This window comes from Endozoicomonas numazuensis, from assembly GCF_000722635.1.
GTDB lineage: Bacteria > Pseudomonadota > Gammaproteobacteria > Pseudomonadales > Endozoicomonadaceae > Endozoicomonas_A > Endozoicomonas_A numazuensis.
Genome location: NZ_JOKH01000012.1, coordinates 11,047 through 37,634 on the forward strand (window position 1 = coordinate 11,047; position 26,588 = coordinate 37,634).

Annotated in this window: 19 protein-coding genes and 2 pseudogenes; 10 read left to right on the forward strand and 11 right to left on the reverse strand. The window is 46.8% G+C overall.

Annotation, left to right across the window (positions count from 1 at the left end; all coding sequences use genetic code 11):
• From GZ78_RS29730 to GZ78_RS26180, 3 genes and pseudogenes are all read right to left on the reverse strand, one after another.
• Nucleotides 1-305, reverse strand: a pseudogene (locus GZ78_RS29730) (hypothetical protein); the annotation flags it as partial.
• Nucleotides 302-1,216 carry a metal ABC transporter substrate-binding protein gene (locus GZ78_RS26175; protein ID WP_034843095.1) on the reverse strand — a complete coding sequence of 305 codons (915 nt, stop codon included), beginning with the start codon at nucleotides 1,214-1,216 and terminating at the stop codon, nucleotides 302-304. The pseudogene GZ78_RS29730 and the gene GZ78_RS26175, both read right to left, overlap by 4 nt.
• Nucleotides 1,200-2,471: a hypothetical protein gene (locus GZ78_RS26180; protein ID WP_201772811.1), complete on the reverse strand. Its 1,272-nt coding sequence runs from the start codon at nucleotides 2,469-2,471 to the stop codon at nucleotides 1,200-1,202. The genes GZ78_RS26175 and GZ78_RS26180 overlap by 17 nt, the downstream gene beginning before the upstream one ends.
• 187 nt (nucleotides 2,472-2,658) lie before the next feature.
• Between GZ78_RS26180 and GZ78_RS30535 the strand changes: the two are divergent.
• Nucleotides 2,659-2,800, forward strand: a pseudogene (locus GZ78_RS30535) (glutathione S-transferase family protein); the annotation flags it as partial.
• A 132-nt stretch (nucleotides 2,801-2,932) separates the two neighbouring features.
• Here GZ78_RS30535 and GZ78_RS26185 read toward each other — a convergent pair.
• Nucleotides 2,933-3,379, reverse strand: coding sequence for an EamA family transporter (locus GZ78_RS26185; protein WP_034843097.1), 447 nt, complete (start codon nucleotides 3,377-3,379; stop codon nucleotides 2,933-2,935).
• A gap of 441 nt (nucleotides 3,380-3,820) precedes the next feature.
• Here GZ78_RS26185 and GZ78_RS26190 point away from each other — a divergent pair, with 441 nt between their 5' ends.
• From GZ78_RS26190 to GZ78_RS26200, 3 genes are all read left to right on the forward strand, one after another.
• The gene (locus GZ78_RS26190; protein WP_236631704.1) at nucleotides 3,821-5,053 is read left to right on the forward strand and encodes an SLC13 family permease; all 1,233 of its coding nucleotides are present in this window, start codon (nucleotides 3,821-3,823) and stop codon (nucleotides 5,051-5,053) included.
• Between the two features lie 189 nt (nucleotides 5,054-5,242).
• Nucleotides 5,243-6,967 carry an ABC transporter transmembrane domain-containing protein gene (locus GZ78_RS26195; protein ID WP_034843102.1) on the forward strand — a complete coding sequence of 575 codons (1,725 nt, stop codon included), beginning with the start codon at nucleotides 5,243-5,245 and terminating at the stop codon, nucleotides 6,965-6,967.
• Nucleotides 6,968-7,131: 164 nt separating this feature from the next.
• Nucleotides 7,132-8,487, forward strand: coding sequence for an RluA family pseudouridine synthase (locus GZ78_RS26200; RefSeq protein ID WP_152558968.1), 1,356 nt, complete (start codon nucleotides 7,132-7,134; stop codon nucleotides 8,485-8,487).
• Between the two features lie 295 nt (nucleotides 8,488-8,782).
• Here the strand turns inward: GZ78_RS26200 and GZ78_RS27935 are convergent, their stop codons facing one another.
• The 4 genes from GZ78_RS27935 to GZ78_RS26225 form a co-directional block, all read right to left on the reverse strand.
• A complete protein-coding gene (locus GZ78_RS27935; RefSeq protein ID WP_051786577.1) occupies nucleotides 8,783-9,739 on the reverse strand; it encodes a lipase family protein in 957 nt (318 codons plus the stop codon).
• A gap of 111 nt (nucleotides 9,740-9,850) precedes the next feature.
• Nucleotides 9,851-11,911 carry an AsmA family protein gene (locus GZ78_RS26215; RefSeq protein WP_034843107.1) on the reverse strand — a complete coding sequence of 687 codons (2,061 nt, stop codon included), beginning with the start codon at nucleotides 11,909-11,911 and terminating at the stop codon, nucleotides 9,851-9,853.
• Between the two features lie 167 nt (nucleotides 11,912-12,078).
• Entirely contained in the window at nucleotides 12,079-13,803 is a 1,725-nt protein-coding gene (locus GZ78_RS26220; RefSeq protein ID WP_034843110.1) for an SPOR domain-containing protein, read from the reverse strand.
• A gap of 100 nt (nucleotides 13,804-13,903) precedes the next feature.
• Nucleotides 13,904-14,878 carry a dienelactone hydrolase family protein gene (locus tag GZ78_RS26225; RefSeq protein WP_152558970.1) on the reverse strand — a complete coding sequence of 325 codons (975 nt, stop codon included), beginning with the start codon at nucleotides 14,876-14,878 and terminating at the stop codon, nucleotides 13,904-13,906.
• 374 nt (nucleotides 14,879-15,252) lie between these two features.
• Between GZ78_RS26225 and GZ78_RS27940 the strand changes: the two genes are divergently transcribed.
• From GZ78_RS27940 to hisF, 5 genes are all read left to right on the forward strand, one after another.
• The gene (locus tag GZ78_RS27940) at nucleotides 15,253-15,996 is read left to right on the forward strand and encodes a gamma-glutamylcyclotransferase family protein (protein ID WP_051786578.1); all 744 of its coding nucleotides are present in this window, start codon (nucleotides 15,253-15,255) and stop codon (nucleotides 15,994-15,996) included.
• A 142-nt stretch (nucleotides 15,997-16,138) separates the two neighbouring features.
• On the forward strand, nucleotides 16,139-16,732 hold the full coding sequence (hisB, locus tag GZ78_RS26235) for an imidazoleglycerol-phosphate dehydratase HisB (protein WP_034843116.1): 594 nt from the start codon (nucleotides 16,139-16,141) through the stop codon (nucleotides 16,730-16,732).
• A 155-nt stretch (nucleotides 16,733-16,887) separates the two neighbouring features.
• A complete protein-coding gene (gene hisH, locus GZ78_RS26240; protein ID WP_034843119.1) occupies nucleotides 16,888-17,532 on the forward strand; it encodes an imidazole glycerol phosphate synthase subunit HisH in 645 nt (214 codons plus the stop codon).
• A gap of 11 nt (nucleotides 17,533-17,543) precedes the next feature.
• Entirely contained in the window at nucleotides 17,544-17,927 is a 384-nt protein-coding gene (locus GZ78_RS26245) for a DUF4870 domain-containing protein (protein WP_051786579.1), read from the forward strand.
• A 281-nt stretch (nucleotides 17,928-18,208) separates the two neighbouring features.
• Nucleotides 18,209-18,982, forward strand: a complete 774-nt coding sequence (hisF, locus tag GZ78_RS26250; protein WP_034843121.1) for an imidazole glycerol phosphate synthase subunit HisF — start codon at nucleotides 18,209-18,211, stop codon at nucleotides 18,980-18,982.
• A gap of 52 nt (nucleotides 18,983-19,034) precedes the next feature.
• Here the strand turns inward: hisF and GZ78_RS26255 are convergent, their stop codons facing one another.
• The 3 genes from GZ78_RS26255 to GZ78_RS27945 form a co-directional block, all read right to left on the reverse strand.
• The gene (locus tag GZ78_RS26255) at nucleotides 19,035-20,189 is read right to left on the reverse strand and encodes an RNA-binding domain-containing protein (protein ID WP_034843123.1); all 1,155 of its coding nucleotides are present in this window, start codon (nucleotides 20,187-20,189) and stop codon (nucleotides 19,035-19,037) included.
• Entirely contained in the window at nucleotides 20,168-22,795 is a 2,628-nt protein-coding gene (locus GZ78_RS26260) for a TrlF family AAA-like ATPase (RefSeq protein ID WP_034843126.1), read from the reverse strand. The genes GZ78_RS26255 and GZ78_RS26260 overlap by 22 nt, the downstream gene beginning before the upstream one ends.
• A gap of 77 nt (nucleotides 22,796-22,872) precedes the next feature.
• Nucleotides 22,873-24,150, reverse strand: a complete 1,278-nt coding sequence (locus tag GZ78_RS27945; protein ID WP_152558971.1) for an AhpA/YtjB family protein — start codon at nucleotides 24,148-24,150, stop codon at nucleotides 22,873-22,875.
• A gap of 280 nt (nucleotides 24,151-24,430) precedes the next feature.
• Between GZ78_RS27945 and GZ78_RS26270 the strand changes: the two genes are divergently transcribed.
• The gene (locus GZ78_RS26270) at nucleotides 24,431-26,572 is read left to right on the forward strand and encodes a TonB-dependent receptor (RefSeq protein ID WP_034843128.1); all 2,142 of its coding nucleotides are present in this window, start codon (nucleotides 24,431-24,433) and stop codon (nucleotides 26,570-26,572) included.
• The last annotated feature ends 16 nt before the right edge of the window (nucleotides 26,573-26,588 follow it).

The following is a 26,588-nucleotide window of genomic DNA, read 5'->3' on the forward strand; positions in this document are numbered from 1 at the left end:
TCCAGCTCTTTTTCTGCATACTTTGCCAGCAGTGCGATCAGACCTGCTCCGGCAATGGAAAAGAGGTAGGGCATGAGCACCGCTAGCCCGTTGGAACCATTGTGGAAATCATGGCTGTGAGCATGCATCATCGAAAGAATATGAGCGATGATAGCCCCCATGGCAGCAATCTGGGCAATTGCCAGATCCATAAAGACAATACCGCGCTCCAGAACCTGCCGCCCCAGAATCAGATGAGTGCTGAAAACAATGATGCCTGCCACGAGGGCAGGCAAAAGTATTGAAAGAAGATCCCATTCCATCATGAATTTTCCGGACGCCTGGTCACCTCCAGCAGCTTTTTAATCAAGTCGTTATAGAGGCTGATCAGATTATTACTCTGTGCACTACCACCTACAGACATGGGCAACTCTATAGCGGGTACTCCTGCTTTCTGGCTTAGCCAGTCTGCTCCTTTCTTGTCCTGATAGGAGGCATACACGATGGCATCGATATGCGTCTTTTTAGAAAGGTTCAATAATGATGCCAGATGCTGGGTTGAAGGCGGCAGACCGGGTTTGGGTTCCAGATCGCCCACGACATTGACACTCAGCCATTGCAGCAGATAGTCAAAGTTACTGTGGTAGGTCACCAGATTTTTGCCTTTTAGCGGAGCCGCTTCCTTTTCCCAGCGCTTGATGTTGGTTTCCCAGCTTTCCGAGAATTTCTTGGCATTGGCCAGGTATGTGTCCCTGTTTTCTGGATCAAGCTTTGCCATACGCTCTGCCAAAGCCTGAGCGATCTCTACCATCCTATAAGGGTCAAGATGCAGGTGAGGGTTTCCTTCAGGGTGGACATCACCCATGGTCGGGTCCACCTTCTCCAGCTTGCCAATGGTGTCCACCTGGTCTGCAGCAAAGAATAACCCTTTGTTTCTGGATTGAACGTTAGGGTTGGCTGACTTCATTTGTAGAACGGGCAGCCAGCCGGTTTCCAGTTCAGCACCGGAGCAAACGACTATGTCAGCTTTTCTCATTTTCGAGATAAGTCCGGGACGAGCCTGAATATGATGAGGGTCCTGTCTCGCTGTAGTTGCGGTATAAGTCGTTGCTCCTGGTGCAATTTCTTCGGCCAAAGCCGCCCATTCTGGTTCACAGGCAAAAACAGTCAACGCTGCGTGACTGGATACAGGAAATACCAGAGCGGATGTTAATAGCAGTTTAGAAAGTGTGCGCATCGTGGGCTCCAAGAGACATAACATACTGAAGGGTTACGATGTCATTCTTAATGTTTTCAAAACCATCGCCTGTCTGACGTGTGTACTGCAATCTAACGGTAGAGAAATGAGAGTGACTCCAGGAAACCATGAATTCACTTTCTTTCAACTTCTGCTCATGAAAGTGGTCACCGTGCGCTTCGTAACCTTTAAATTCTCCATAGCGTGCACCCACTGCCCACTGGGATGTCATCTGGAAAACACTGCTCAGGTAGAAACCTTCGTTTTTCTGATTACCCTTGATGGTTTCGCTGATGTCTTCTGCTTGCAAGTATTCACCTGAAAGCGTCAGATTTTGATATTTGTAATTGCCGTCAGGTGCCCACTTCCAAACCGCCTCAGCAATATAAGTATTCTTGCCCGTAAACTGGGCATCATGGGAGTGGCTGTGAGCGTTGCCGTGGTCATGACTGTGGCTATGGCTGTGGTCATGGCTATGGCTGTGCTCATCATGGTGGTCATGTTCATCGTGCCCGCTGGTCATACTGGCGCCGTTCTCATTCCTCAGGTAGCTGAGGCCTAGCTGCCAACTGTTCTCTTCATTGAAGTCACCTCCAATTTTGGTAAATGCGGTGTAGACGCCTACTGATTTCGGGTCATTAAGGCCTTGAGCCCGCATCTTGTTGCCGCCAAAAGCCTCAGTACCGATAGTCCAGAAAGTATCTGTTGGCATGACATAGTTCAGGCGAACACCGTCGTCATAGTAGTGAGACCCCAGCATTGCACGGTATACAGCAGGTCTTTCAACAAATGAATCGGAGTGGGTGTGCTGGCCGTTCAGGTATCCGATATCAGACAGAAAGCGGCCTGCACGAACACTAAAGCCACCAGGCAGAGCCAGAGTCTGGATGAAAGCTTCTTCAGTCTCAAACTCGGTTTTGTTGTCGTGCTCATGCACCACACCGGTGAACTTTCCATAGAAAAGATCATCAATAGCAGCGCTGACACCTAATTCAACATGCCCCAGACCAAAGCCCTTCTCGTATTCGCTCAAGGCACTGTTGGATGATTTGTAGTGGCCATCAAGGATAAGACTGAAGTTAGGTTTAAAATCTTCAGCGATAGCGGTTGATGAGACAGCAGCCAGAATCAGTGCTTTGACCATTTTGCTGTAGGCCCATCTCTTGAGAGACGGCTTTTTATAAGCCATAGCGTTCTTACAGAAAGACGCGCATTGGAAGTCAGTGGACATAACCGGCGAGTATACTCCAGGCACAAAAGGCTCCTTGGTGTGTTGAATAATCACTGCGTATGGTGATCTAAATTTAGTCGATATTTGTTATTTTTCTAGATGTTATAACATAGCATTTCTTTCAAGCATTTCTATGCTGATGGCCGGCAGGATGAATCGAACTCATTGATGCTTTTACTGGACTACCCAAGATGACTCATCGGAATTCAGGTCTGAAGCCGGGCGTTATCATCTCTATGTTTCCCTGGTTTGCCCCTGGGCTCCGGACATTGATATTCAGAAAACTCAAACAGTTGGAACCCCTTATCAGTATTTCTGTTGTCGGCCCTGGCATGCTGGAACAGAGCTGGAGTCTTGATTAGAACTAAGGTTCAGCTCGCGATCATCTCTACCCATCAGGATTATCAAACCGGTGAGTCGATGCCCTATGTCCGACAGGCTCCTGGTCACAAAATCATTAATGTCTGCCAGTCAACAGGGTTGTTTTATCGGCCCGCGCGGCTACCAAGGTGAAAAAGAAAAATAGCCGCCAGTGCCGCAATTGATGCCAGTATATGCCAAAGGTTTAATGATTCACGAAATATAATAATCCCCACAATGATCGATGTGGTAAGAATGGAAAGAACCGCATACAGCGTGTAGTAACTGGCGCCAAAATTCATGTATAAAATGGTCACCCCCAGCCAGGCTATTGCCATGCCCAGTCCACTGATTGAGGCCCAGACATAACTCTTTTTAAAGCTTAAAAGGTATTCCGGGTTTTCTATAAATAGAGAAGCGGCAAAACTGAATATTGTGCAAAAAATAGTCACAAAGACAATGTAAATAAATGGGTTGATCGTGTTGGTGGTTTCTTTAACACCAAAGGCTAACAGTGCATTGCCAACGGCTGCAATCATTGCGTAGGTCAGAGGGGAGTGGAGAGATGACATAGAGAAGGTCTGCCTGAAAAATAAGGCTTATTATAGACACTGGTTGAATGAACAGGCGGACTTATTCTGATCAATGAATCATTTGTAGTCTGGGTCTGATTCATTGCCAGAAACAAAGCGATTCAAATGACCCGAATAACGGTGAGTAGGTTTACCATGGGCACTTTAAATGCAACCTGCAACCTGCAACCTGAAAAATAAAAAGAATCAATAAAAACAATAGCGAACAAAGTTTGCTTTTAAGTGACATTAATCAACAAAAGGTGGCGGATAAGTCGTTAATCTTGCCGCCATCAAAAACCAATAAAGATTAATAGGAATATTGCAATTAATACTCTATCTCTTCCGTTGAGGCTCGCCTTTATTGGAGTATGGGCCGTAGTCAGTTATTTCCTGGGTCAGGGTCTGGTAGAACAACCGGATACCCAGCTGGGTTTGTTCATGTTGCTGTTTTTTGCCGGGTTATGGATGACAGAAATTGTCCCTCTGCCTATCTCGGCGCTTTTAGTCCCCGTTGTCGCAGCTCTGATACAAGTGCTTGATTTTGCCAAGGGCATGTCAAACTTTTCCTCAACCATTATTTTCCTGTTCATGGGGGGCTTTACCCTTGCCGCTCTATTGAATAATTACGGTATAGATCGCTGGTTGGCTGAACGTGTGACCTATCTGGCCGGTGGTCGTTTATGGGTTTCAGTCATTCTGTTTTTTTCTGTGGTTTCCTTCTTGTCGATGTGGATGAGCAACACTTCCACAACAGCAATGATGTTGCCCATTGCTATTGGACTGATTGACAAAAAATACCCAAGAATGCGTACTTTTGTTGTGCTGGGTACAGCTTATGCGGCCAATATTGGTGGCTTGGCAACAGTCGTTGGCTCACCTCCCAACGGTATTGCGGCTGAAGCGCTCGACCTGGACTTCCTGACCTGGATGAAAGTGGGTCTGCCCAGTACTGTGATGCTCTTCCCTGCGGTATTGTTCTCCATGTGGCTGATTATTCGCCCTGAGAAAGATGCTCAAGTAAATCAGAGCCGTGGCAACGGTTTTGAAATGGACTGGAGCCCACAGGCAAAGGGTGCAATTGCCCTGTTTGTGTTCACGGTTGTTTGCTGGATTTTCGCTAAACCTATCGGCCAATTCCTGGATGTAAAAGGCTTTGATCGTCTGATTGCAGTGGCAATCACCGCTGCTGCACCTGCTCTTGGATTGATTGGCTGGAAAGAGCTGGAAAAGAAAATCGACTGGGGCATTCTTTTGCTGTTCGGTGGGGGTATCTGCTTGTCCATGATTCTCAAGGACACTGGAACTTCCGCATGGCTGGCAGGGAATATCATGACATCGCTGAGTGAAGCCCCCAGCTGGCTGCTGATTATTGCTTGTATTGCCTTTATGATTTTCCTGACAGAAATGGCGTCCAATACCGGGTCTGCAGCCATTCTTATTCCAGTGATGATTGCACTGGCCGATCAGTTTAACCCTGCCATTACCTATTCATTGGTGTTTGGTGTAGGTGTAGCGGCTACCTGTGCCTTCATGTTGCCCGTAGCAACGCCTCCCAATGCTCTAGCATACGGAACCGGTGAAGTTAAACAGGGACAAATGCTGAAAGCAGGTATGGTGTTGAACATTATCAGTATCTTTGTTGTTTACTTCAGCGTATCTGCCTTTGCCTGATAGCCCAAGACGTTTCCCTTGCTGGTATCAGCACGAATCAGTGAGGGGGTTTAGAGTAATGAAAATTAAAAATAATGTTATTTATTTCAATTGCTTCTAATTACAGCTGTCAGTAGCCTATCGAGAGCCTGCTTTTCATTCTGTTGAAGCAGTGACAGTGAACTATTTATAAAAGACTGGGATGCATCGATGCTCACTTGGCTCTGGCACTACATTCGTCCTTACCGTCTCCGACTCCTGGCAGCTCTTGTTGCGTTGGTGTTTACTGCGGGAATGACATTGAGCCTGGGTCAGGGTCTGAAGCTGATGATTGATCAGGGCTTTGTTGAAGGTTCTGTAGATGGACTTTGGCAGTCTCTGCAGATCTTTCTGGTGCTGGTCGTCGCCATGTCATTAGGTGCCTACTGTCGTTTTTACCTCGTATCCTGGTTGGGAGAACGTGTCGTTGCGGATATCCGTAAAGATCTTTATCTCAATCTGGTCAAACTGCACCCCGGTTTTTTTGACGACAATCATTCGGGTGAAATCCAGAGTCGTGTAACCACAGATACGACTCTGCTTCAGTCGGTTATTGGTTCAGAAATCTCTTTTGCTCTTCGAAACTCTCTTATTTTTCTGGGCGGTTTGGTTCTGATGCTACTTAGTAACCTGAAGCTATCGCTGATGGTGCTGGTGGCAGTTCCTCTGATTATCTTCCCTTTGATTCACATTGGCCGACGAATTCGCAAGCTTTCCAGTGAAAGTCAGGAGAAAGTAGCGGATGCTGGAGCCTGGGTGGGCGAAAGTTTGCAAAACCTCAAAGTGGTTCAAGCCTTCAACCGGGAAGACGTGGTAGTCAGACGGTTTAATGGAGCGGCTGAAACAGCCTTTGATGTTGCTATCCAGAGAATCAAGAAACGCGCTCTGCTGATTTGTCTCGTGATGCTCCTGGTGCTCAGCGCAGTAGGTGGTATGTTGTATGTCGGTGGTAGTGATGTTGTCGAAGGGCACCTCAGTGGTGGCGATCTGGCGGCATTTGTCTTCTACGCCATCATGGTGGCGGGTTCTCTGGCCGCTGTAACGGAAGTGTATGGTGAGTTGCAAAGAGCGGCAGGAGCGGTTGATCGTATCCGTGAACTGATGGCCTGGAAGTCCGATATCACCGAGCCTGAGGCTCCTTCTGCCCCGGAAAAAGTGGGTGGTAGTCTGGAGTTTAATCAGGTGACCTATGCCTACCCATCAAGATTAAATGAGCCTGCCATTGAAGCGTTGTCTCTGAATATAAAGCCTGGCGAAAGAGTTGCCCTGGTGGGACCTTCTGGAGCGGGTAAGTCTACTATTTTTGAGTTGCTACTGCGCTTTCGGGACCCGTTATCTGGACAGATAATGTTGGATGGTGTGCCCATTCATCAAATGAAACCGTCACGGTTACGCAGCTATTATGCGTTGGTGCCTCAGCATCCTGTTTTGTTCTCTGCCAACGTCTGGGAGAACTTGCGCTATGGCGATCCCGATGCAACAGATGAAGCAGTGATTGCTGCAGCAAAAGCTGCTCATGCGGATGAGTTTATTCAGCAACTGCCACAGGGTTACAGCAGCTATCTGGGTGAGCGTGGTGTAAAACTCTCTGGTGGTCAGCAGCAAAGACTGGCTATTGCCAGAGCGATTCTGCGAGACCCTGAAATACTGTTGTTGGACGAAGCCACCAGTGCCCTGGACGCTCAGAGTGAATTTTTGGTGCAACAGGCTCTGGATCGTTTAATGAAAGACCGTACAACGCTGATCATTGCCCACCGACTGGCGACGATTACCCACGTAGATCGTATTGCAGTGATGGATAAAGGCAAGCTCGTAGCCACAGGAACGCACGAAGAGTTGCTGGAAACTTCTGTGCTATATAGCCGTCTGGCTGAGCTGCAATTCAATGCAGCGTGATTTATCAAGCTGAATGCACTGCGGCTGCGGATTGCGGCGGATAAAGGGCGGGACCTGATTTGAGGCAGAATACCTGTCAAACAGGTTAGTCCTGCTGACAGGTTGAGGATTTTATCCGCTATGTGCTTGTCTCATATCTATCATGGATTGATGAGGTGTTATGGATGATTTTCCCATTAGCAGCTCTCGCCACCCAGCAAGAGACAGGAAAACTGCCGGGTTTAAGCGAAGTTAAGGCGTGTGAGTCTGAGCAAAAATGTGTAAGGTATTTTTCGCCATGTCCACCTGCTGACTACTCATTTGATTTCACCGGCTTGGCTAAACTCAATGAACGGTTATGCCGCTCTGTAGAAGGTCAAAAATTTTTAACGGTTTGTGGCTTATGGGCTGATAGATTGATTCAGGAAAAAGTCCCTACGCTACAAACGAAGAATTTGAGTGACCTGCTAGAACAGTTTGCATTGGAGGCCACTGAAGAGGAAGTCTCGAAGGCAATAAACCTGTACCATTCCATGGGTGTTCTTCGTTGTGTTCTGGCTGCATTATACGCCAGCTCAGATATTCCCGAAGACCGGGAAGTGCAGTCCCGGACTCTCGACTTGTGGGCATCTCCCGCAATTAAAAAGATGTTTGAACGTAATGCGGCTGCCATTGGTTATGGTCAGTTTAATACGTTAAATAAGTCACTAAACGTTCTGTATAAAGACGACGATATTCTTATTGTCTGTAAACCCCCATACCAGCTATCACATCCCTTGTCAGAAGTACCGGGCAATAGTCTTATGAACGTGGTTTTGCACCACTACCCGGAAAACAGGAGTCTGCCCCGGGGTGGTCTGGCTCATCGCCTGGATAGAGACTCTAGTGGAAATCTTGCCATAGGGCTAAACTACGCATCTTTGGTGCACTTGATAGACATTATCAGTCGTCACGAGTGTATCAGGGAGTATGAAGCGATCGTTGAAGGGGGGCTCGAATCTGATTCTGGTGTTATCGACTGCAAGGTTGATACACCATTCTGGAGAAAGAGCAAGCAGTTAAATGGAGTCACCCGATTTACAGTGATAGAGCGATTCAAAAATTTTACCCATGTGCTACTGCGTCTGGAAACTGGCCGTCGTCACCAGATTCGGGCGCATATGGCAAAGGCCATGAATCATCCACTTGTTGGAGACAGGCTTTATAATCCAAGGTATAAGTCATGCGCCGTATCCAATGAAAAGGGAGCGCTGGAGTTAGGACGCTATGTAAATAGCTTTTGTCGGCAAGCCTTACATTCAAGGCGCATCAGCTTCAAGCACCCTCGTTATAATCATAGTCTTGATGTAACTTCCAAGCTCCCTGAAGATTTCCAGTCCCTTTTGTTTTTATTAAGGAAGGATGCTAAACGTCCCTCGCATAAAAATCCTTCTGCGCCGTCGTCACTTTCTTCAGGTAATTCCTCGACTCCTCCCTTGGATGACGCTGGGTCAGTGCCCGGTAAACCTGCTCCGGACGCATCTTGTTCAGAATTTCCATAGCCCGTGTCCGGTCATTATGGAAGGTTTTCAGCACATTGCCGGTACCACCGTTATAGGCTGATATCACCGCATATAGACAAGATATCTCTAATATAAACTGAACTGAGAAATTCTTCTGATGCTCCCAATGACAGGCTCAATAATACCGTTACCAATGGATACTACGTTAGTGTTAAGAACTTCTGTAACGACACCCTTTTCGTTAACGGTAGCGGCTTTGATAGAGGTATTATCTATAATATCTGCATAATACCAATCACATATTCTAACTACCGTAATGAGCATGCGATTGGTACTACTCCATATCCCGCCAGGCTTCATCGCCAGAGGTTGCCAGTCCGGCCAGTTGGCGAGACAGTAATTCATAAACATCAATGCTGTGATCTTCCAGATCTTCGTCAATTAACAAACGAGGATGGCCATCGGAAAAGTCGAGAACATCCTCAGCTCTGCCTGCAAAACGATCCCAGAATGTAGCCCAACGAGACAGGTTACCGCTGGTATGGCAATGGCCATCATGGTCAAAATAAATCAGATGGCCGACATGACGGTAGCCGGTAATTTGAGGCGGTACCCGAGTGACAAGATCGCAGTTGTTGACGCATCGAAAGGTTCTTTTACCAAGAGATTTTTCGAACAGGTTGGGAGCAGAATTGTGCTCACTATCGTGAAAATTTCGATAGAACTCTCTATTGCCCAAGCGAGGTTGGCCAAAGGAGTACACGCCTGCAACAGGTAGGTTCTCCTGAAATTCCAGAGTGGCTGCGGCCAGTGTGGCAAGCGCACCCCCCAGGCTGTGACCGGTGATCCAGATACTCTGATGATTGTTACGAAGCCTTGTCAGGCGCTCCTTGATCGTTGTCCAGACAGAATCGAGCCCCTCAACAAACCCGCGATGAACTGAGCCGAGGTTATTTTCGGGAGTCCAGTCTTCCCGCATGATGTCAAAGTTCAGGCTCCAGTCCTGAAACTTGGACTCTGTTCCCCGGAAACTGATGATAATCTTGTTGCTGTCACCGACGATAAAACCTTGAATATCCGGGTTCATACTGTCTTTTCGATATTCAAAGAACACATCCTGACCGCTGAGGTTAAACCCCTCAAACTCCAGAACCTGTCTGATTTGGTCGGAAGTTCGGTAGGCGATATTGGAACAGCTGGCCAGACAAGCCATATTGACCTTGCTGAAGCCTCGGGCTTTATGATTAAAACGTCGTGCGATTTTAGAACTTGTTCTGCTTGGTATAGCCATGCCATCCCCTGGCGAGATTGTGCTTAAAATTATTATTGCTGTTGATTCTGAAGGGATAAAAGGCGAGAGGCAACTATAGAAGGGCGCAGCGTTCGCTGCGCCCGATAGTATTTACTTGAAGAGACCTTTCAGGGCATCTTTCAGAGGCCCGGCTTTTTTCTCAATCTCTTTTTCCAGACGTTTCTTTACTTCCTGCTTGGCCAGTGAAGCAATAGTGTCGGCCAGACGTTCAGTATCGATACCGCACTCCTGCTGACCCAATTGGCCCTGACAACGAACGGGCCAGGTGACATCGGCATAGTCTTCGTTAACCTGGCAGGCGGGATCACTGTCAGGCGCTCGGTCGCCACTGATGTTCAGGCCAACATGGTAATCCAGAGTCTGTTTGACCAGGTTGATATCCCCGTCGCCTTGCAGTTTCAGGTTGGTCAGAGCGGCAGTCAGGTCTTTGTTGCTGGCTACACCATTACGAACAATAAAGCTGCCACCAAGGTTTGTGAACTGAGTGGCGTTACCCCAGTCTTTTTTCTGGAGGTCTTTCTTGCGAATTTTGGCAATTCCCTCGCACACCATTTTATCGAAGTTAGCCTGGGTAAAGGCTCCTTTGTCTATTTTGAAATCGACTTTGCCGTTCAGGTTACGAGTCAGAACACTCTGCAGCTGACCATTAGTCGTCAGATTCAGGTCTGCATTCACTTTACCCCCGATAGACTTCAGCGTTGGGATTGGTTGCGCCAAAGCTTCCAGATTAATACCCTTCAGGTCTGCTGTAGTCTGAACTCTGGGATCGCCTTTTTTGCGAACATCCAGCTTGCCGTCCAGATCAATGGTGCCTTCATAAAAGCCGGAGGTTAGCTTGATCTCCTGGCGTCCGTTCAGAGCAGTGAGCTTGACTGTGGGCTTATTAAAGATGAGCTTGGCAACGGTCAGAGAAGCCAGCTCCAGAGAGCCTTTGATATTCAGAGGACGCAGAACATCCTCTGGAATAAGGGGGAGCTCTTTTGTTGAACCTGAAGCAACAACTGGAGGCTCAGTGCTTTGAACACCTTCAGTCTTGCCTTCTGACTTTTCTTTGGAGGTACTTTGCTCTGACGCCGGTGGCAGGTAACGGTCAAGATTCAGATCATTACCTTTGAACTGAAAGGTCATGTCCTGCCTTTCGAGGTCTGCAATTTTGAAGAAACCATCGATATTGAAGTCGTCCAGAGTGAGATCCAGCTTGTCTGCAGAAAAGCTTTTACCATCGGTAGTAAAGCTGCTCTTGAAAGCCATTTGAGTCATCGCCTTGGGATCAGCCATGGGAGGAAGCTTGATCTTGATCTCATTCAGCAGTTTGCCCGGGTTGAATTGGGTTACATCCAGATGACCCTTGATCATCAGAGGTTTTTGCTGAACATTCAGATTACCAACAATCTGTAAGGCTTCAGCATTGTCCACTGCTGGATTGGCAGAGATCTTCAGATCTTTCAGATCATAAGTACCCTGTTTCAGGTTGAATTTTAAAATACCGCTAATACCGGTCATCAGTGTGAGGTCTGGCTCACTGCTTTTGATACGGGCTTTCAGGTTAAAGTCAAAAGGCACATTATTACGAACGGCGCCGGTTTCCAGCCCTGCCTGATCAACAAGGTAGGTTTTACCTGTGCTCTTGTCGTCATACCGAATTACCAGACCTTCAACAGTGACATTGGCGATATCCAGCTCCAGAGGGGCAGAGTCAGTAGTGCCTTCAGGCGTTTCAACCTTTGTTGTTTCGGTAGCCGTTGGCTGAGTTCCCGGTTTTTTAGGGGCTTCCCAGTTGCCTTTTCCAGACTGGTTCTTAACCAGACTTAGCTCCAGACCTACTAGTTTGGCTGTCTGCATCTCCACTTTTTTGCTTAACAGAGGCAGCAGTTTAACGCTGACTTCAGCCGTGCCCAGTTTGGCCAGTTCGGAGTTGTCTGCACCTTTGACATTCACCTGTTCAAGGGAAAGACCCAGCCATGGGAAAACCGACCAGCCAATAGGGCCATCAATGGTAAGGGTAAGACCGGTGTTGTCGTACACCAGCTTAGAAATATCGTCCCGGTAGTCATTGGGATCGATTACTTTGGGTAGAATCAGGGCTGCAGCAACGGCAAGAACAATAATGCCAGCCACCACAAAGGCGATGAATTTAATTAGACGATTCATGGGAGGCCTCGGGGTCTCAGGGCACGTAAGGCATAAAGTGCGTTGTTATTCCTTGTTCAGGATAGTGTATCAGTAAGTTTTGGCAGAATGGAGAAATTGTGAATTTGGCTTAAGTGCTGGGAGAGTGAGGAAGGGGTGCATGGGTCAGCTTTGGTATTTTAGTTGGCTCAACTTTCCCAGGCCTGAAGCTTCTTCAAAGATTTAACCGAACGGGTCCAGGGATGAAGTACTCGAGCAGCGTCTTTCAGCTGGGGAGACTTGATCACTGCCAGGGCTTCTTTGCTGTTGGTGAATTGTCCCTGCAGCAGTACATACCAGTCTTTCTGGTTTTTACGATATCGGGCGGTGACAGCAGACTTTAATTCCGGGAATCTCTTTTTCATCTTTTCAATGGCTTCAGGCTTATTCGCTGCAAACCACTGGATGGTATAACTTTTACCCGGACCACTGATGATCGTTCCTTGTGGTTTGGCTACGACTTCAGAACGAACCTGTCGTGCCTGTTTGGGCTTGCCTGTCACCAGATTCTGCAACTCATTAACAGATCTTACCCTGGGATAAAGGCGTGTCGAAGCACGCGCCAGTTCCGGGGTCGAAAGGGCTCTGTTGGCCTTGCTTTTGCTTGAGTGAGGAGGGCCTACCAGTAAAAACCAGTCACGGCGGCCTTTTCTGTAGTGAATGATCTGGGCATCACTCAGTTCCTTATAGCGCCTGCGGACTCTTTCGAGCGTATCCCTTCTGGGCCCTGCCAGCCACTGGATAGCGTAACTGTTCCGGGAGGCTTCAAGAATGCTGCGTTTGGCGGATTTACGGTATTCTCTGGTTTCTCTTGAACGACGATACTCACTGACCTCTTCCTGGGCTGAATAGGCAGAATAACCATCCTGCTGATAGTGTTTTCTTGCCCCGGATCGATCCACTTCCGGCGTAATCTGAGCATAACGCTGGCGTGGTTCCTGGTAATTAAGGTCTGGCTCTTCTGCATAGGGATCAGACTGATAAGAAGATCGGATTTGAGGTTCCGCAACCTGGTAAGGGTCAGTGTTGTAATCCCGATAGGGTTCCTGCGGCTGCACCTGAGGGTAGGCCGGTGCAATACTGGCAAATAGTCGATTACTGTCGGGTCTGATCGGCGGGTCATAAGCATAGCGCTGACTGTTTGCTGGTTGGGATGGATCGCCGGGTTCTCTGAGCTCTCCGGGCATAATCAGATTCAGCTTCTGAATGCTGGCGAGAGAACGTGTCCAGGGGTATAGCTTGTCTGTCATCAGTAACCGGGGTGGGCTACTGAGCGCTGTCATAGCGGACTGTCGATCGAGGAAAGGTCCGTCGAGAAGGACAAACCAGTCTTTATTCTTACGCTGGTAGCGTACAATAGTCGCCTGTTGCAGCACTGGGAAACGACGCTGCAAATCCCTCAATGGCTCTTCGGTATGAGTTGCTAACCACTGGATAACAAAGCTGCCATGTTCCGCGCTTAACAGTTGTGTCACTCTTTGCTGAGTCTGCTGTTGCGGAGCCGCTTGTCGATAGGGGTCGGAATAGTTATCTGGTTGCCGAGAAGGCTGTGGTGCTTCTTCTTGTCTGAAGTAAGGTTCTGGTTCTGCCTCAACAGGACGAGTGCGCTTTTGAGGATTGTAATCCGGGTACTCATTATTTCTCTCTGGAGCTGAGTAAGCAGCGGTTTCCAGAGGCTTTTCGTACTCGTCTGTCTGACTGCTTCGGCATAGCCAGTCACTGTCTGGTCCAGATCGACAGTCCCAGGTTGAGCTCAGGGCCAGAGGTTTTGGAGGTAATAGGAGAGCCTCCGCTGAAACAGCAGTGAGTGTTGCCAAGGCTGCAATAACTCCAAGCCTGAGCGGTTTATCCATAAACAACTCTCGAACTGACATGAATCAGATCCTTCTGACCATTGCTTTTAACAAATCAGATTTGTATGCCAATTGCAAGTGTTGTGTTTAATTTATCAATAAACACTCAATATGGTGTGGGCTATTGATCGGGGTTGACTGAATGCAATAACCATCGGTAAGCAGAGTCAAGTAGGGAGGGGCGTTCCTGGCTCCGTTGAATAAACGTCAATGTTTTCTGCATGACAGACTGTTTGCTCTGGACACTATAGGTATCAGGATATTCTTCCATATCAAAAGCATGTCCCTCATCGAATGTTTCCACATAATAGGGCTTCCAGAAAGAGTGATGGTTTACATGTCTGGCAATATCTGAGCAGATTTCCGGCTTCACATCGGTATCTTTTTTAGCAAGCACCAACAGAGTAGGAATGGTGGTAGGGGTGGACATAAAGTGCTGGTAATAAGTGCCCGGTGCGCAGTTGGGGTAATAGGCAGTGACCGACCGGACACCTTTAAAAGCGTCTGCAGGCAGAGAGCCCGTTGCAGGAACAGAAAGGTTGTTATTGGACATGGTCATGGCATCCAGTACAACAGAGCCACCGTGAGAGTATCCGATGATGTGGAGGTTGTTGCTATCCACTTTTTGGTAACCCCGGATGTTTTTGAGCGCAATGACAAGGTCTGCCATTCGTTCGGCTGGCAGTAGAAAGTAGCCCTTTGTCACCGTGTCTATCATCTCCTTTCGGATCTCGGTCAATAGATCGCTTTCCGGGAGATCCAGCGTTATAGCCTGATCATGGGAAGCCCCTCCCTTTTGCTGGTAGGCATGACAAGGCTGATCCTTGTCAAAGCAAAATTTAAGAGCACGTATACGAGTAAAACTGTTAACAATCATCACGGCATAGCCATGGGAAAGAAAAAAATCTCGCCGTTCTTGCATGCTTTTTGAGAAAGCCGGAGAGCTACCGTGTAGCAAAATGACCGTAGAGTAAGGTGGCGAGCCGACTTTGGGAAACCAGATAGGGTGACTGACTTCTCTTTCAATTTCTTCCCAACTCCTTCTCCGTATACAGGCTGCTTCCTGAAACTCAGGGAATGTATTTTGTGCAGTCATACAACCAACTTCCATGAAATTACATTGAAAGCAGAACAGGCTGGCAATACTCAATGCCAGGGAGTGTTGATGGTGAGGTGCTATCAGGCTATTAATTAATGAAAATAAAGGGCTTGTAGTATTCACGCAGGAACTCTCAAGAAATTAAATCAGTCTTAAGGAATAGGCAACCACTCACTATGGCATGCTTTTCAGCGACTATTATGGATGTGTGGTTTTTTTCAGACAGCCATGGGCACTAAAGTCGCCTTTCGTCGACCTGGGTATGACAGTTTTTGCGTTGAAACGTTTCAGCTCAAGCGAAGTGGCTGTTTGTATGACTCTGACTGGAGATGTTTGCCACCTCTGTCATTTGAATATCTGAGGAGCAGGTTATGGAGAAATTTGGACGTTTGGGGGTACTGACCATTAAGCAATGGCTGATAGTGGCATTGAGTCTGGGATTGTCGGGTCAGTTATGGGCTTTGGATTCAACGTGTTTCCCCAAAGTGGATACCAGTCAGCCTCAGTACCTGGTGGCCTCGGGAACATTGATGCTGGAAGCTTCGAGAGAAAAAAAACTGAATAAGGCTGAGGTTGAGTTGCCAGTGTGGGTCAGTGGTTATGAGCGTGGCTGGTTTGTCCGGGTTGTTGAAAAAGCCCCCAAAAGAACTGTTCTGGGGGTCAGCAAGGATGAGGGTAAGCTGTTTAATGGCCTCTTGCTGGCTTCTTCAGATCGTCAGATCAGCAGCCTGGATCGCAATGAACACCGGACGTGCAGAACGCTGATTGATGTTAAACAGCTCAATAGTATGGCTGGCGGTCAACTGCCTGAGAAAGGGCAAATCTGGATATATGTCGTCAAGCCCAAGAATAAAGCAAAGCCTGCTGGCAAGTACCCCATTCAGCAGTCCGATGTGGATAATTTCCTGACTGGCTGTTTAGAACAATCCAAAACTTTTTCGCTTCCCCAGTTTGCTGAGCAGTGTGTAGATACTACGGTCGGCTGGTCAGAAAACTGGACCAATGACCGGGAAAGGCCTTCCGGCGGCGAGTTAGTTCAGAATAAGCGAGTGCAGATTAACAAGCTGCTTGAAAGGCTGGAAGGAGGACTTTTCGAGAAAGTACGGGATGAATAGCTCGCCTGCTTTAAGGCAGCTCCGTATAATGGCTGGGTTATGGTCGAGGAGCTCGTTGAACATATGTCCGACTGGCTCTTGGAGTCTGGCAATAATGTCTCGTCAGACTCCATGCTTAGAATAGAAATAATCGGAGATCATCATGGTTGAGCGCAAGGCCAGTGTTGAAAGGAATACGCTGGAAACCCAGATTAGGGTTGATATCAATCTGGACGGTACTGGCAAGAGTCAGTTCGATACAGGCGTTCCATTTCTTGATCATATGATGGACCAGATCGCCCGTCATGGTTTGATTGATCTGGACATAAAGGCTGTGGGCGACAACGAAATTGATGATCATCATACAGTAGAAGATATCGGTATTACTTTAGGTCAGGCTGTTACCAAAGCTCTGGGTGACAAGAAAGGGCTGACCCGATATGGCCATTCTTATGTGCCGCTGGATGAAGCCCTTTCCAGAGTGGTCATCGACTTTTCCGGACGTCCGGGACTCGAATTTAATGTTGATTTTACCCGGGCCATGATTGGCAAGTTCGATGTCGATCTGTTTTATGAGTTCTTCCAGGGCTTTGTTAATCACGCTAATGTGTCGCTGCATATTGATAACCTTCGTGGCCGCAACGCTCACCACCAGATAGAAACAGTCTTCAAAGCTTTTGGTCGGGCGTTGAGAATGGCTCTGGAACTGGATCCCCGTATGGCTGGCCAGATGCCCTCCACCAAAGGGGCTCTGTAAATAGCCTCAAACCCGAAAGTGATCTCTTCACAAACAGGGAGATCGTTTTCACGGTAAACAGCCATGAGCATCGAAAAATAGTTTGCGTCATTGTCAAAAATGAAAAGCGACGCAATCAATATTTTTCCCTATAAACTGTCCGGGGAGTAAAGAGATTGAAGACGGTTGCAGTCATCGACTATGGAATGGGAAATCTTCACTCTGCCAGTAAGGCACTGGAGCACGTGGCCAGCAGTGATACCCGTGTGAAAGTGACTTCTGATCCAAAAGTTATTCAGCAGGCTGATCATGTAGTGCTGCCAGGTGTTGGTGCTATCCGTGATTGCATGGCCGAAATTCGAGCCAAGGGTGTTGATGATGTGGTGCGGGAAGTGGTCGAAAGTCAGCGCCCGCTGCTGGGTATTTGTGTCGGCATGCAGGTCATGTTGAATCACAGTGAAGAAAATGGTGGTGTTGATTGTTTGGGTCTGATGCCTGGTCGGGTCAAGTTTTTTGGCAAGGGGCTGGTGGATGAATCCGGTGAAAAACTGAAAGTTCCTCATATGGGCTGGAGTCCGGTTCAGCAGCATCGTGATCACCCCCTCTGGAAAGACATAGAAGACAACTCCCGTTTCTACTTTGTTCACAGCTACCATGCTCATGCCAACGACGATGCAATGGCCGTGGGTCGTTGTCATTACAATGTGGATTTTGATGTGGCTCTGGCCCGGGACACTATTTTTGCTGTGCAGTTTCACCCTGAGAAAAGCGCTGAAAGCGGCCTGAAGCTGCTTGAAAACTTTTTGAACTGGAATCCTTAGGAACAGAGTTCATGGACAGAGACTCTTTACATCAGCTTATGAAAACGCCTGATTCTGATGAGAAAAACTGGGCGATGTTCTCTCATATTCTGACACTGTTTGGCTGTTTTATTCCCGGCATCAACGTGGTCATCCCTCTGTTGATCTGGTATCAGAAAAAGGAAAAGTCTCCGTTCATAGCATTGCATGCTAAAGAGTCCCTGAATTTCCAGATTACAGTTTTGCTCGTTATTGCGGCATGGGGCTTACTGAGTGCCGTGTTGATTGGGTTGATTTTTCTTCCCTTGATTCCGTTTGCTGTTGTTTTTGCGCTGGTCTTTGTGATCCGTGCCAGCATAAAAGCCAGTCGTGGTGACGAATATCGTTATCCAGTCTGTCTGCGTCTGGTCAATTGAACCTTCTAGGAGCCTGACCAAGAATAGCGTCCGAGCATAAAATTCAGTAGAACGAGTCAGCTTTTTCACTGAATTTGTGCGAATAGTTGACCTATTTAAGCAAATTCATCGGAAAAGATGGCCGTTCTTTCTGGATTTTAGGCCGGGCTGTCTATTCTTGGTCAGGCTCCTAGTGGTTCAGTGAAATGACAGCATGTGCGAAGAAAAACATTTTGTCTGACCTTCGATGATTAAAAGAGAAGAGACAAAGTGTTTTTCACTATAAATAGAGAGGCCATTCAATGGGCTTAGCGAAAAGAATTATTCCCTGTCTGGACGTTGATAATGGCAGGGTGGTTAAAGGCGTTCAGTTTGTCGATATTCGTGATGCGGGTGATCCCGTCGAAGTAGCTCGTCGATATAACGAAGAAGGGGCTGACGAAATCACCTTTCTGGATATCACAGCCAGCCATGAAGATCGCGACACCATGGCACATACCGTTGAGCGCATGGCCAGTGAAGTGTTTATACCTCTGACAGTAGGTGGTGGTATTCGCAAGGTGGAAGATATTCGCACTATGCTGAATGCCGGCGCAGACAAAGTCAGTATCAATACGGCGGCTGTCTTTAATCCAGAGTTTGTTCAGGAAGCAGCAGATCGTTTTGGCTCCCAGTGTATTGTGGTCGCCATCGATGCCAAGAAAGTCAGCCTGTCGGGAGAACCTGATCGTTGGGAAATATTCACCCATGGTGGCCGTAAACCCACTGGTTTTGATGCGGTGGGGTGGGCGATTAAGATGGAACAGCTTGGCGCTGGAGAGATTCTGCTGACCAGCATGGATCAGGATGGTGTAAAAAATGGCTACGATATTGGCGTGACTCGGGCTATTTCTGAAGCGCTGGACATTCCTGTGATCGCCTCCGGTGGTGCTGGTAACCTGGATCATCTGGTTGAAGGTGTGAAAGAAGGTAAAGCTGATGCCGTTCTGGCTGCGAGCATTTTCCACTTTGGCGAGTACTCTATCCCTGAAGCCAAAGCGTATATGGCTAAACATGGCATTGAGATGAGACTCTGAAACGATGGAAGGAAAGAGATTAAACTCTTTCCTTCCATCGTTCTAAGGTGTTCTATTTTTCTTTACGTAAAATGATTACTTTAAAGGTGTTTGAATCTCGATCATCAATAAAATCTATATGTGGATAAGCTTTGATTGCTCGCTTGATTCCACTACCAAGACCACGATATGGCAATAACTTGGGGGCAAATGATGCAAGAATGGGGTTGCGGACATTAGAGTTCCCCATTTTTATATTGTCTACCGTCAGATTATTCGGTAAGTGTCCTGGACTGATAATTTCAATTCGATCAGCAAACACTAATAGTTTTACAGGCGCTGAGATAAAGTAATCTCTGTGTATTAGCGCATTGGCAATGAGTTCTTCAAGAACAATTCGTGGTATTTCAGGCTCGCCAGTAGAATTAAACCCTTGTTCTTTTTGAATATGTTTAAGATTCGATAGCACAAACCCTAGAGATTGCTGAAAAACATCGGTTAGTTTTCCCTTAACATCTTGGCTATCAATATATTGATCATCCTCAATATATAATCCCGGAAAGGCAACCGCTTTGACGATGAAAACAGGTAGCCGAATTTGCGGGCGAGAGGAAAATAGCAATGTGCCTGCAATATTCAGTAAGCCATCTTTCGCCAGGTTCATGTTTTCCAATAATTGTGAGCGTGGAACATGCTGCTGTTCGATAGACTCTCCGTATTCTCGTTCAAAGAAGGCATCAAAAGATTCTTCATCAATCTCAGCTGTAAAAGAGTTTTGCACCGATGATTCATCAGCGTGCACTAACCCTGCCTCCTGAAACATCCGCTGCAACTCCTCTCGAGCTGTGACTCTTCTCTTATCAGAACCACTTTTTACCCAAATGTAACCACTTGAGTCCATGTAGGGTTTGACTAAACCGGCTTCTACAGTCAGTACGAGAACTTTTCCGGCAGGAAGGGAAAAATTCTGGGTCATAGGGTTAATTGATGGCTTCACGTTGTTTGTTGCAGCATTGGCAATATCTTGATTTATTCTTCGTAACTGATCATCAGAAAGCCCTGTTATAGTGCCATCATCATTGACACCAATGAGAATATGTCCACCTTTTGAGTTGCTAAAGGCAGCCATTTCCGATGCTAACGAATTAACGTTGTTTATAATTGCTTTAAACTGGTGCCTGGAATCTTCACCATTGGCAATAATGCCTAAAAGTTCTTCGGTTTCCATGCTTCGTATACCTGTTTACGTTTCTCAAAAGCTTCTGCTCCGCCTTCCATGACTCCAACAATTCGTTGCTGTATTTTAGAGCAGTCAATACTTCCATTAATAGACTGGACCTTATCATCCAAATACTCGCAAGCAATGACTAGTTCTGCATCGCCCAATACCGGAATATTTGCATTGTGTGTCGCAAAGACAAACTGAGTTTCTGGTTTTAATTCCTGTATTAACTTGATTACATCATCATAGATAGTTTGGTTATCCAGGTCGTCTTCTGGCTGATCTATGATAACAACATCATTTTCTCTCTGACTTAAAACAAAGAGCATGAGTGCAGAGGCTCTCTGGCCTAAAGAGTGATGAGACAAGGGCTTATTGTGATATTTAATGGTATAAACATTAGGCACCTGCCACGTGAGTAGTACATCTAATTTATCCTCAAAGTACTGCCAAAAAGTATCAAACGAGCCACCCAGAATGGATTGTAGTTTATCTTTTTCACGCCACATGGCTCCAAAGTCGCTAAACTCATCCACTACGCTTTGGAGTGTTGCCTCACGAATACGACTCCCTCGGTACAAGTCCTGAATATGCTTGAGCATAGCAGCTTTGTTGGCTTTGAAATCTGGTAGTATTTTCAAAGGAGAGTCAACTTGGTTAATTTTATTCAGGATTTGTTCGATAGCACGATACTCGTCTAGCCATAAATTATTGAGACTAGCCAATTCCTTCACAAGTATTTGACCAAGATCGGCATATTGTTGCTCACTCTTGGCTAATACTTCTAGCATTTGTTCTGCTTGGTCCAGTAAGGATTTTAGCTGCTTAAACTCTTGTGGACTGATCGCCTGTGCGCCTGCTTGCTTGAGTTCTCCGGCAAGCTTTCGTTCTATTTCTGCAAACTCTTCTTTAAGGGCCAGTTTTTGCTCACTGAAGGCAGTAAGTTTGTCTCGCAATTGTTGCAATGTAGCCTGACCATCAGTAGCTACCTGCTTTATGCCATCAAAGTCAGTTAATAGTCTTTGGTAGGCGGTAAAAAAGTCATCAAAAAACGGCTGATTCTGTGGTGATTTATACAGAGTCTGATTTTTTATCTCATCTTCAAAATTAGCTATAAAGCTGTTCAATCTAGATAAGTAATCATCAGCACCCAGAATAACTTGTTGTGCTTTTCGTTCATCACGATCAAAATCAATCTGTTTTTGTAGCTTGGTCTCGACGCCATGTTGCTGATAAAATTTCAATTTAAACTCAGAATCTTGCTTTTTCTGTGTCCACTCCTGTTTTTGAGATACTGCTCGATTAAGCCTCTTGATCTGACGAATAGCATCCAGCACATTGTTTTGACCCTGCTCAATTTTTTCACGGACTGGGACAAGTGACTCTCCTACCAGTTTTTCGATCAGGTCTTTTTCAAACCCTGCACCGGTACTGGAAAGGTCTTTTTGGCCAAAATAGATGGGCTGGTGGAGGACTGTTTCTCGGATAGAAACTCCTGGCTGTAATTGCCCGTTGACATAAACATCCGGTCTTTCGCCTAGAATCCTGCGAATTTGATAAGGCTGGCCTCGGCGGTCGATGGCATCAATGGTTATTTTTCCACCACTATGTAACAGGTGCTTAACAAGACCTTCCTTATAATCAATATCGGAGGCTTTTGCTCCAAAGGGAATGTTCAATGCATAGCGAATTCCTTCAAGAACTGATGATTTCCCACTACCTCGAATGCCTATTAAAGTATTTAGTTCAGGCGAGAGAAATATTTCAGTACCACCCAAGGTGCCAGCACCTTCAAAGCTGACTTTCTTAATATAGGAGTGGTGATATTCCGGTCTAACAGAACTAACCCTGGCTTCTTTGTCTCGGAGGGCAAACTTAACAGCTTCGAAACTAAAAGCTCCTAGTTTTAAAAAACTAGCCTGTTTTCTGGCGGACATATCTGCCAAATGCTTAGCATCACACCCTTCGACTTCTGCTGGGTAGAGAGTGCCCAATGCTTGTTGGATCTTTTCTCGACTATCTCGGGTGCTCACCTTTTGAAATGCCAAAGCCCTGCGCTGAACGGCAGTATTGTTAAATAGCTCTTTAATTCGGCCTGGTGATAGTCCGCCCCACAAACCATTGGGTGCCTCTACATGGGCAAAAATCAGCAAATAGTCTTTTTGGAGTTTATCCAGTTCCCGGACAGTTTCTACTATATCGTGATTAGAGCGGGCATTCTCATCTTCAAAGTTAGCAACTCCTGCAAACGTCAGATTTAAAAAAGTTTGTATATGATTAGTTTGCTCTTTGTTGTCAAACCACTCGTCAGAAAATACGACCAGGGTATGTACACCTGATTGCCCATCCTTGACTGACAGCTCGATACCTGGCAATAAGCCAATACCGGACTTTTTGGCTTTCTTTCGCAGAGCCTTGAACTCAACGAGACCAAATTTGTTATGGTTGGTAATTACCCCAAGACCAATGCCTGCACTCAGCAGAGCTTTCACATATTGATTAAGGTAATCATTATCTTCACCTGTATAGCGGAACTCTTTATCTGCTCGCGTATGCAGGTGAAAATCTGCCTTCAACCATTGGCTACCATTTTGAAACGGATTTAGACTCATTGACCACCCTCCTGAATAGATTTTAAACAGCTATGAGTGAAGAGAACAGTCATGAGCGAAAATAACAGAATCATCGATTATTGCTCCAGTTCTCGACTGATGGAATAAGCCTCCTGTTGTATCGCTTCCTGCTGCTCAGCAGGTATCCCGGTTATTTCCACAATATCTTCACCGTGTTCACTGATCTTTATTTCAGGCTCTCCGGCTGGCAGCCAGTTGAGTTGATCGCGAAACATGTGAATGTTTTCTGGCCCAGGCAAACTGGCCAGCATCAGTGCACTACTGGCTGCGCTATCAGATTGTGAAGGGTGCTCTGTACCAGGAAAATCATTGATACCGTCACTGACACAAACACCGACGCCCATTTCCAGTGAAGCAATATTTTGCTCACCAACGACCCGGTTAAGGCTTTGTATCAACAAGGCACAGCTCAGTGCATCCATGGCAAACGAAGCACTTTCCAGACTGGAAAATCGAATATACGCAGTACCATCCGGGGTATAGCTCAATTCTCCCTGATACTGTTGAGCCGCACGATCCAGTGCTTCACTGTGAGTCTCAATAATGTGCATCAGGTCATGAGGCGCCAGCAGTTGTCGCAACCGGGTCATATTTTTATTGCGGACACTGATAATGGCTGAGACTTCCTCTTTTTCTTCTTCCTCGGGCTCCGGTTCAATAGAGCCCATCAGTTTTTCGGTCAGCTGCTTTTCTACAAAACCAGAGAGCCGAATAATTTCATTACGACAGGAAATCGGGTTCGCAGGTGATTGCAAGATGGAATGCAATTGTCTTTCAATAAGGCTGAGTCTGAGTGTGACATTGGAGGCAAAGAAGTAGAGTAATAACAATCCACTGATCAGCAAGATGACACTGATGGTAATAATCAGTGTCAGAGCATCACCAGGGTTTCGAGTCAGTAAACCTTTATCCAGCTGCAAGCGAACATAGCCCGCGATCACATCCTGATAATGGATAGGAGACGAATAGGTTTCACCCTTCTTACCCACTCGATCACTTTCTGAAGACGCTATCTCGCGATTGTCGATACTGTAAATAGCAGCTTTGGCAACATAGGGGTTTTGAACCAGTTGCCCCAGCAGAACATTGAGACTGAGCCTGTCTCCAGTGACCAGCATATCTGTAGCCGCGCTGGCCGTCTGGGCACTGAGAAGGTTGCCAATAGAGTCTGCCTGATGGCGATTGGCCGACGCCAGTTCACTGCTGACAAGAAAACCGGTAGACAGAGTCAGAGCAGAGAAAAGGACGCCAAAAAGCAGCAGCAATTGCTGACGAAGAGACAGAGCTTCTGATTGCCTGGCAAACAGGTTGATTATTTTTTTCGGCAATGACAAGGCCGAACCTCCCGAAGCGTTGTCGAGTATCATTCTTCATTTAAATTAAATACAGGTAATAGCGGAATCTTAGCGGGAGGCTCTGGCAAATACTACAGACATGTCTGATCTTGAGAGAACGGTTACTTAGTTCAAAAGGACTATAAGCGAAAAAAATCACAGTGATACGATAATTTTTCGACCACACTTCAGATGGTTTTCAGGAGCTCGTCGCAAGCCGAAAGACTCCCGGCAGTACCCATCGGGAAATAATAAAAATAAATACCCGGGACTTACACACATGTTAAAACCCACTGTCAGGACACCTCTTGCTCTGGCTGTTGCCGTTGCTTTGTCTTCAGGACAGGTTTATGCAGAAGCAGGGGCGCTGGAAGAAGTGATTGTTACTGCTCAGAAGCGTGAACAAAACCTGCAGGATACCCCTGTTTCTGTTTCAGCCTTTGGTGCAGCCGCTATTGCTGATCAAAACATTCAGGATGTGGCTGATGTCAGCCAGTATGTTCCCAATGTTGAAATTGCTGAGACACCCGGTGGCAGCACCGGAGCTACGATCAGTATTCGGGGTTCTGTTTCCATCAACCCTGCAGTGACCTGGGAGCCTCCGGTCGGCATCTATGTTGATGGTGTCTTTGTTGCCAAGAACGTGGGCGGATTGTTTGATGTGGCTGAGCTGGAGCGAATCGAAGTCCTTCGTGGACCCCAGGGAACGCTCTATGGAAAAAACACCATTGGTGGTGCGATCAACCTGATTTCTAAAAAGCCTGCCGAAGAATTTGGAGGAACTCTGAAAATCTCTGCAGGTAACTACCGCTACAAGGAAGGTTTTTTTAGCCTGAATACCGGCAGGCTTGCTGATAGAGCGGCTTTTAATGTGGCGTTGAATGTACGAAAACGCGACGGTTTCTATGAAAATACATCCACTGCAGCCGGCGCAGTTGATGACTATAAAAAACTCGATACTCAAGCTGCCAGAATAGCCGGTTCTTTTGACATTACTGATCGTCTTGAAGCGTATTACATTTTTGATCAGAGCAAAAAAGATAACACCCCGGCCTTTGGGCAGTTTGATGCAGCAGGCAGTTCATTCGAGAAAAAAGATAAAGGGGCCAATGACGGCTCGATAGAAGACAGCTCGTCAACGAGTGGGCATGCCTTACATCTTACTTATGATCTGGCCGACAACATTACGCTTAAATCCATTACGGCCTATCGCTCAATGAGCTTTGAAGATGCGGGGGATTATGACGGAACAGGCGTAGCTGGTTTTCATACACGCAGGGATGTCGATTCTGATCAGGTTTCTCAGGAGTTTCAGCTAATAGGCAATGCGGATCGATTCGATTATGTGCTGGGTGCCTTTTACTTTAAGGAAGAGTCGGGCGCCAAAAACCCCTTTGATATAGGTGGTGTGGAAGGGCTGGTCAAAAATGGCTATGGCGTTGACAGTCAGTCCTATGCGCTTTACGGGCAGGCTGATTATTATTTGACTGACCAATGGACTCTGACAGGCGGTGCCCGTTGGACTAAAGAAGAGAAAGAAGCCTACATAGAACGAGTAGATGGAACTGGTGTTGGTTTTGGTGGCAACATTCCCCGAACCAAAGCCAAAGATGACTGGACTAATGTATCACCTATGGCGGTGCTGACTTATGCTTTCTCTAATGAAGCCAGTGCTTATTTTAAAGTGTCAAAGGGGTGGAAGGCTGGTGGCTTTAATGGTGAAGCCCAGAATGTAGATATCTTTAAGAAGTCATACGACGAAGAAACGGTGACAGCCTTTGAGCTGGGTCTGAAATCTCGTTGGATGAAGGATCGTCTGCAGTTGAATGCCGCTGTATTCCAGAACAATGTCAAAGACATGCAGTTATCTAACTACCTTGGGGCTTATTCATTGATTGAGAATGCCGGTGAAGCCACGGTTAGAGGACTGGAATTGGAAGTGTTGGCGGCACTCACGGATAGCCTGACAGCGAACCTGAACTACGGGTATCTGGATCCAAAATACGACAGCTTCAAAGATCAGGCTGGCAATGAACTGAAAGACGTCAATAAATTCCCTTATGCACCCAAGACCAAAATCTCTGCAGGTTTGGAATACAAGCAAAGCCTGGGCTTTGCTCATCTTGTTGGCCGGTTGGATTACAGCTGGGTGGACAAGTACTACGTCTATCATGAGCCTGCCACTGCAGAGCTGACAAAGTCCGGAGATTACCGCCTCTGGAATGCTCGCATCGCTCTGGAGGATATTCAGGTCGGTACGGATGAGTCTATTGAAGTGGCCATTTGGGGCAAGAACCTGACCAATGAAGAGTACCGGGTTAACGGTGTGCCGGTGGCTGATCAAAACGGTAACTTTGTAGGAGCTGCCAATTATTATGGTGATCCCAGAAGTTATGGTATTGATGTCGCTTATCGGTTCTAAAGCGGTTTAAAGAGTA

Coding starts and splice junctions, on each gene's coding strand:
- GZ78_RS26175 (WP_034843095.1), bottom strand. CDS start 1,216: ATGCGCACACTTTCTAAACTGCTATTAACATCCGCTCTGGTATTTCCT.
- GZ78_RS26185 (WP_034843097.1), bottom strand. CDS start 3,379: ATGTCATCTCTCCACTCCCCTCTGACCTACGCAATGATTGCAGCCGTT.
- GZ78_RS26190 (WP_236631704.1), top strand. CDS start 3,821: ATGTTGCTGTTTTTTGCCGGGTTATGGATGACAGAAATTGTCCCTCTG.
- GZ78_RS26195 (WP_034843102.1), top strand. CDS start 5,243: ATGCTCACTTGGCTCTGGCACTACATTCGTCCTTACCGTCTCCGACTC.
- GZ78_RS26200 (WP_152558968.1), top strand. CDS start 7,132: ATGATTTTCCCATTAGCAGCTCTCGCCACCCAGCAAGAGACAGGAAAA.
- GZ78_RS27935 (WP_051786577.1), bottom strand. CDS start 9,739: ATGGCTATACCAAGCAGAACAAGTTCTAAAATCGCACGACGTTTTAAT.
- GZ78_RS26215 (WP_034843107.1), bottom strand. CDS start 11,911: ATGAATCGTCTAATTAAATTCATCGCCTTTGTGGTGGCTGGCATTATT.
- GZ78_RS26220 (WP_034843110.1), bottom strand. CDS start 13,803: ATGTCAGTTCGAGAGTTGTTTATGGATAAACCGCTCAGGCTTGGAGTT.
- GZ78_RS26225 (WP_152558970.1), bottom strand. CDS start 14,878: ATGACTGCACAAAATACATTCCCTGAGTTTCAGGAAGCAGCCTGTATA.
- GZ78_RS27940 (WP_051786578.1), top strand. CDS start 15,253: ATGGAGAAATTTGGACGTTTGGGGGTACTGACCATTAAGCAATGGCTG.
- hisB (WP_034843116.1), top strand. CDS start 16,139: ATGGTTGAGCGCAAGGCCAGTGTTGAAAGGAATACGCTGGAAACCCAG.
- GZ78_RS26245 (WP_051786579.1), top strand. CDS start 17,544: ATGGACAGAGACTCTTTACATCAGCTTATGAAAACGCCTGATTCTGAT.
- hisF (WP_034843121.1), top strand. CDS start 18,209: ATGGGCTTAGCGAAAAGAATTATTCCCTGTCTGGACGTTGATAATGGC.
- GZ78_RS26255 (WP_034843123.1), bottom strand. CDS start 20,189: ATGGAAACCGAAGAACTTTTAGGCATTATTGCCAATGGTGAAGATTCC.
- GZ78_RS26260 (WP_034843126.1), bottom strand. CDS start 22,795: ATGAGTCTAAATCCGTTTCAAAATGGTAGCCAATGGTTGAAGGCAGAT.
- GZ78_RS26270 (WP_034843128.1), top strand. CDS start 24,431: ATGTTAAAACCCACTGTCAGGACACCTCTTGCTCTGGCTGTTGCCGTT.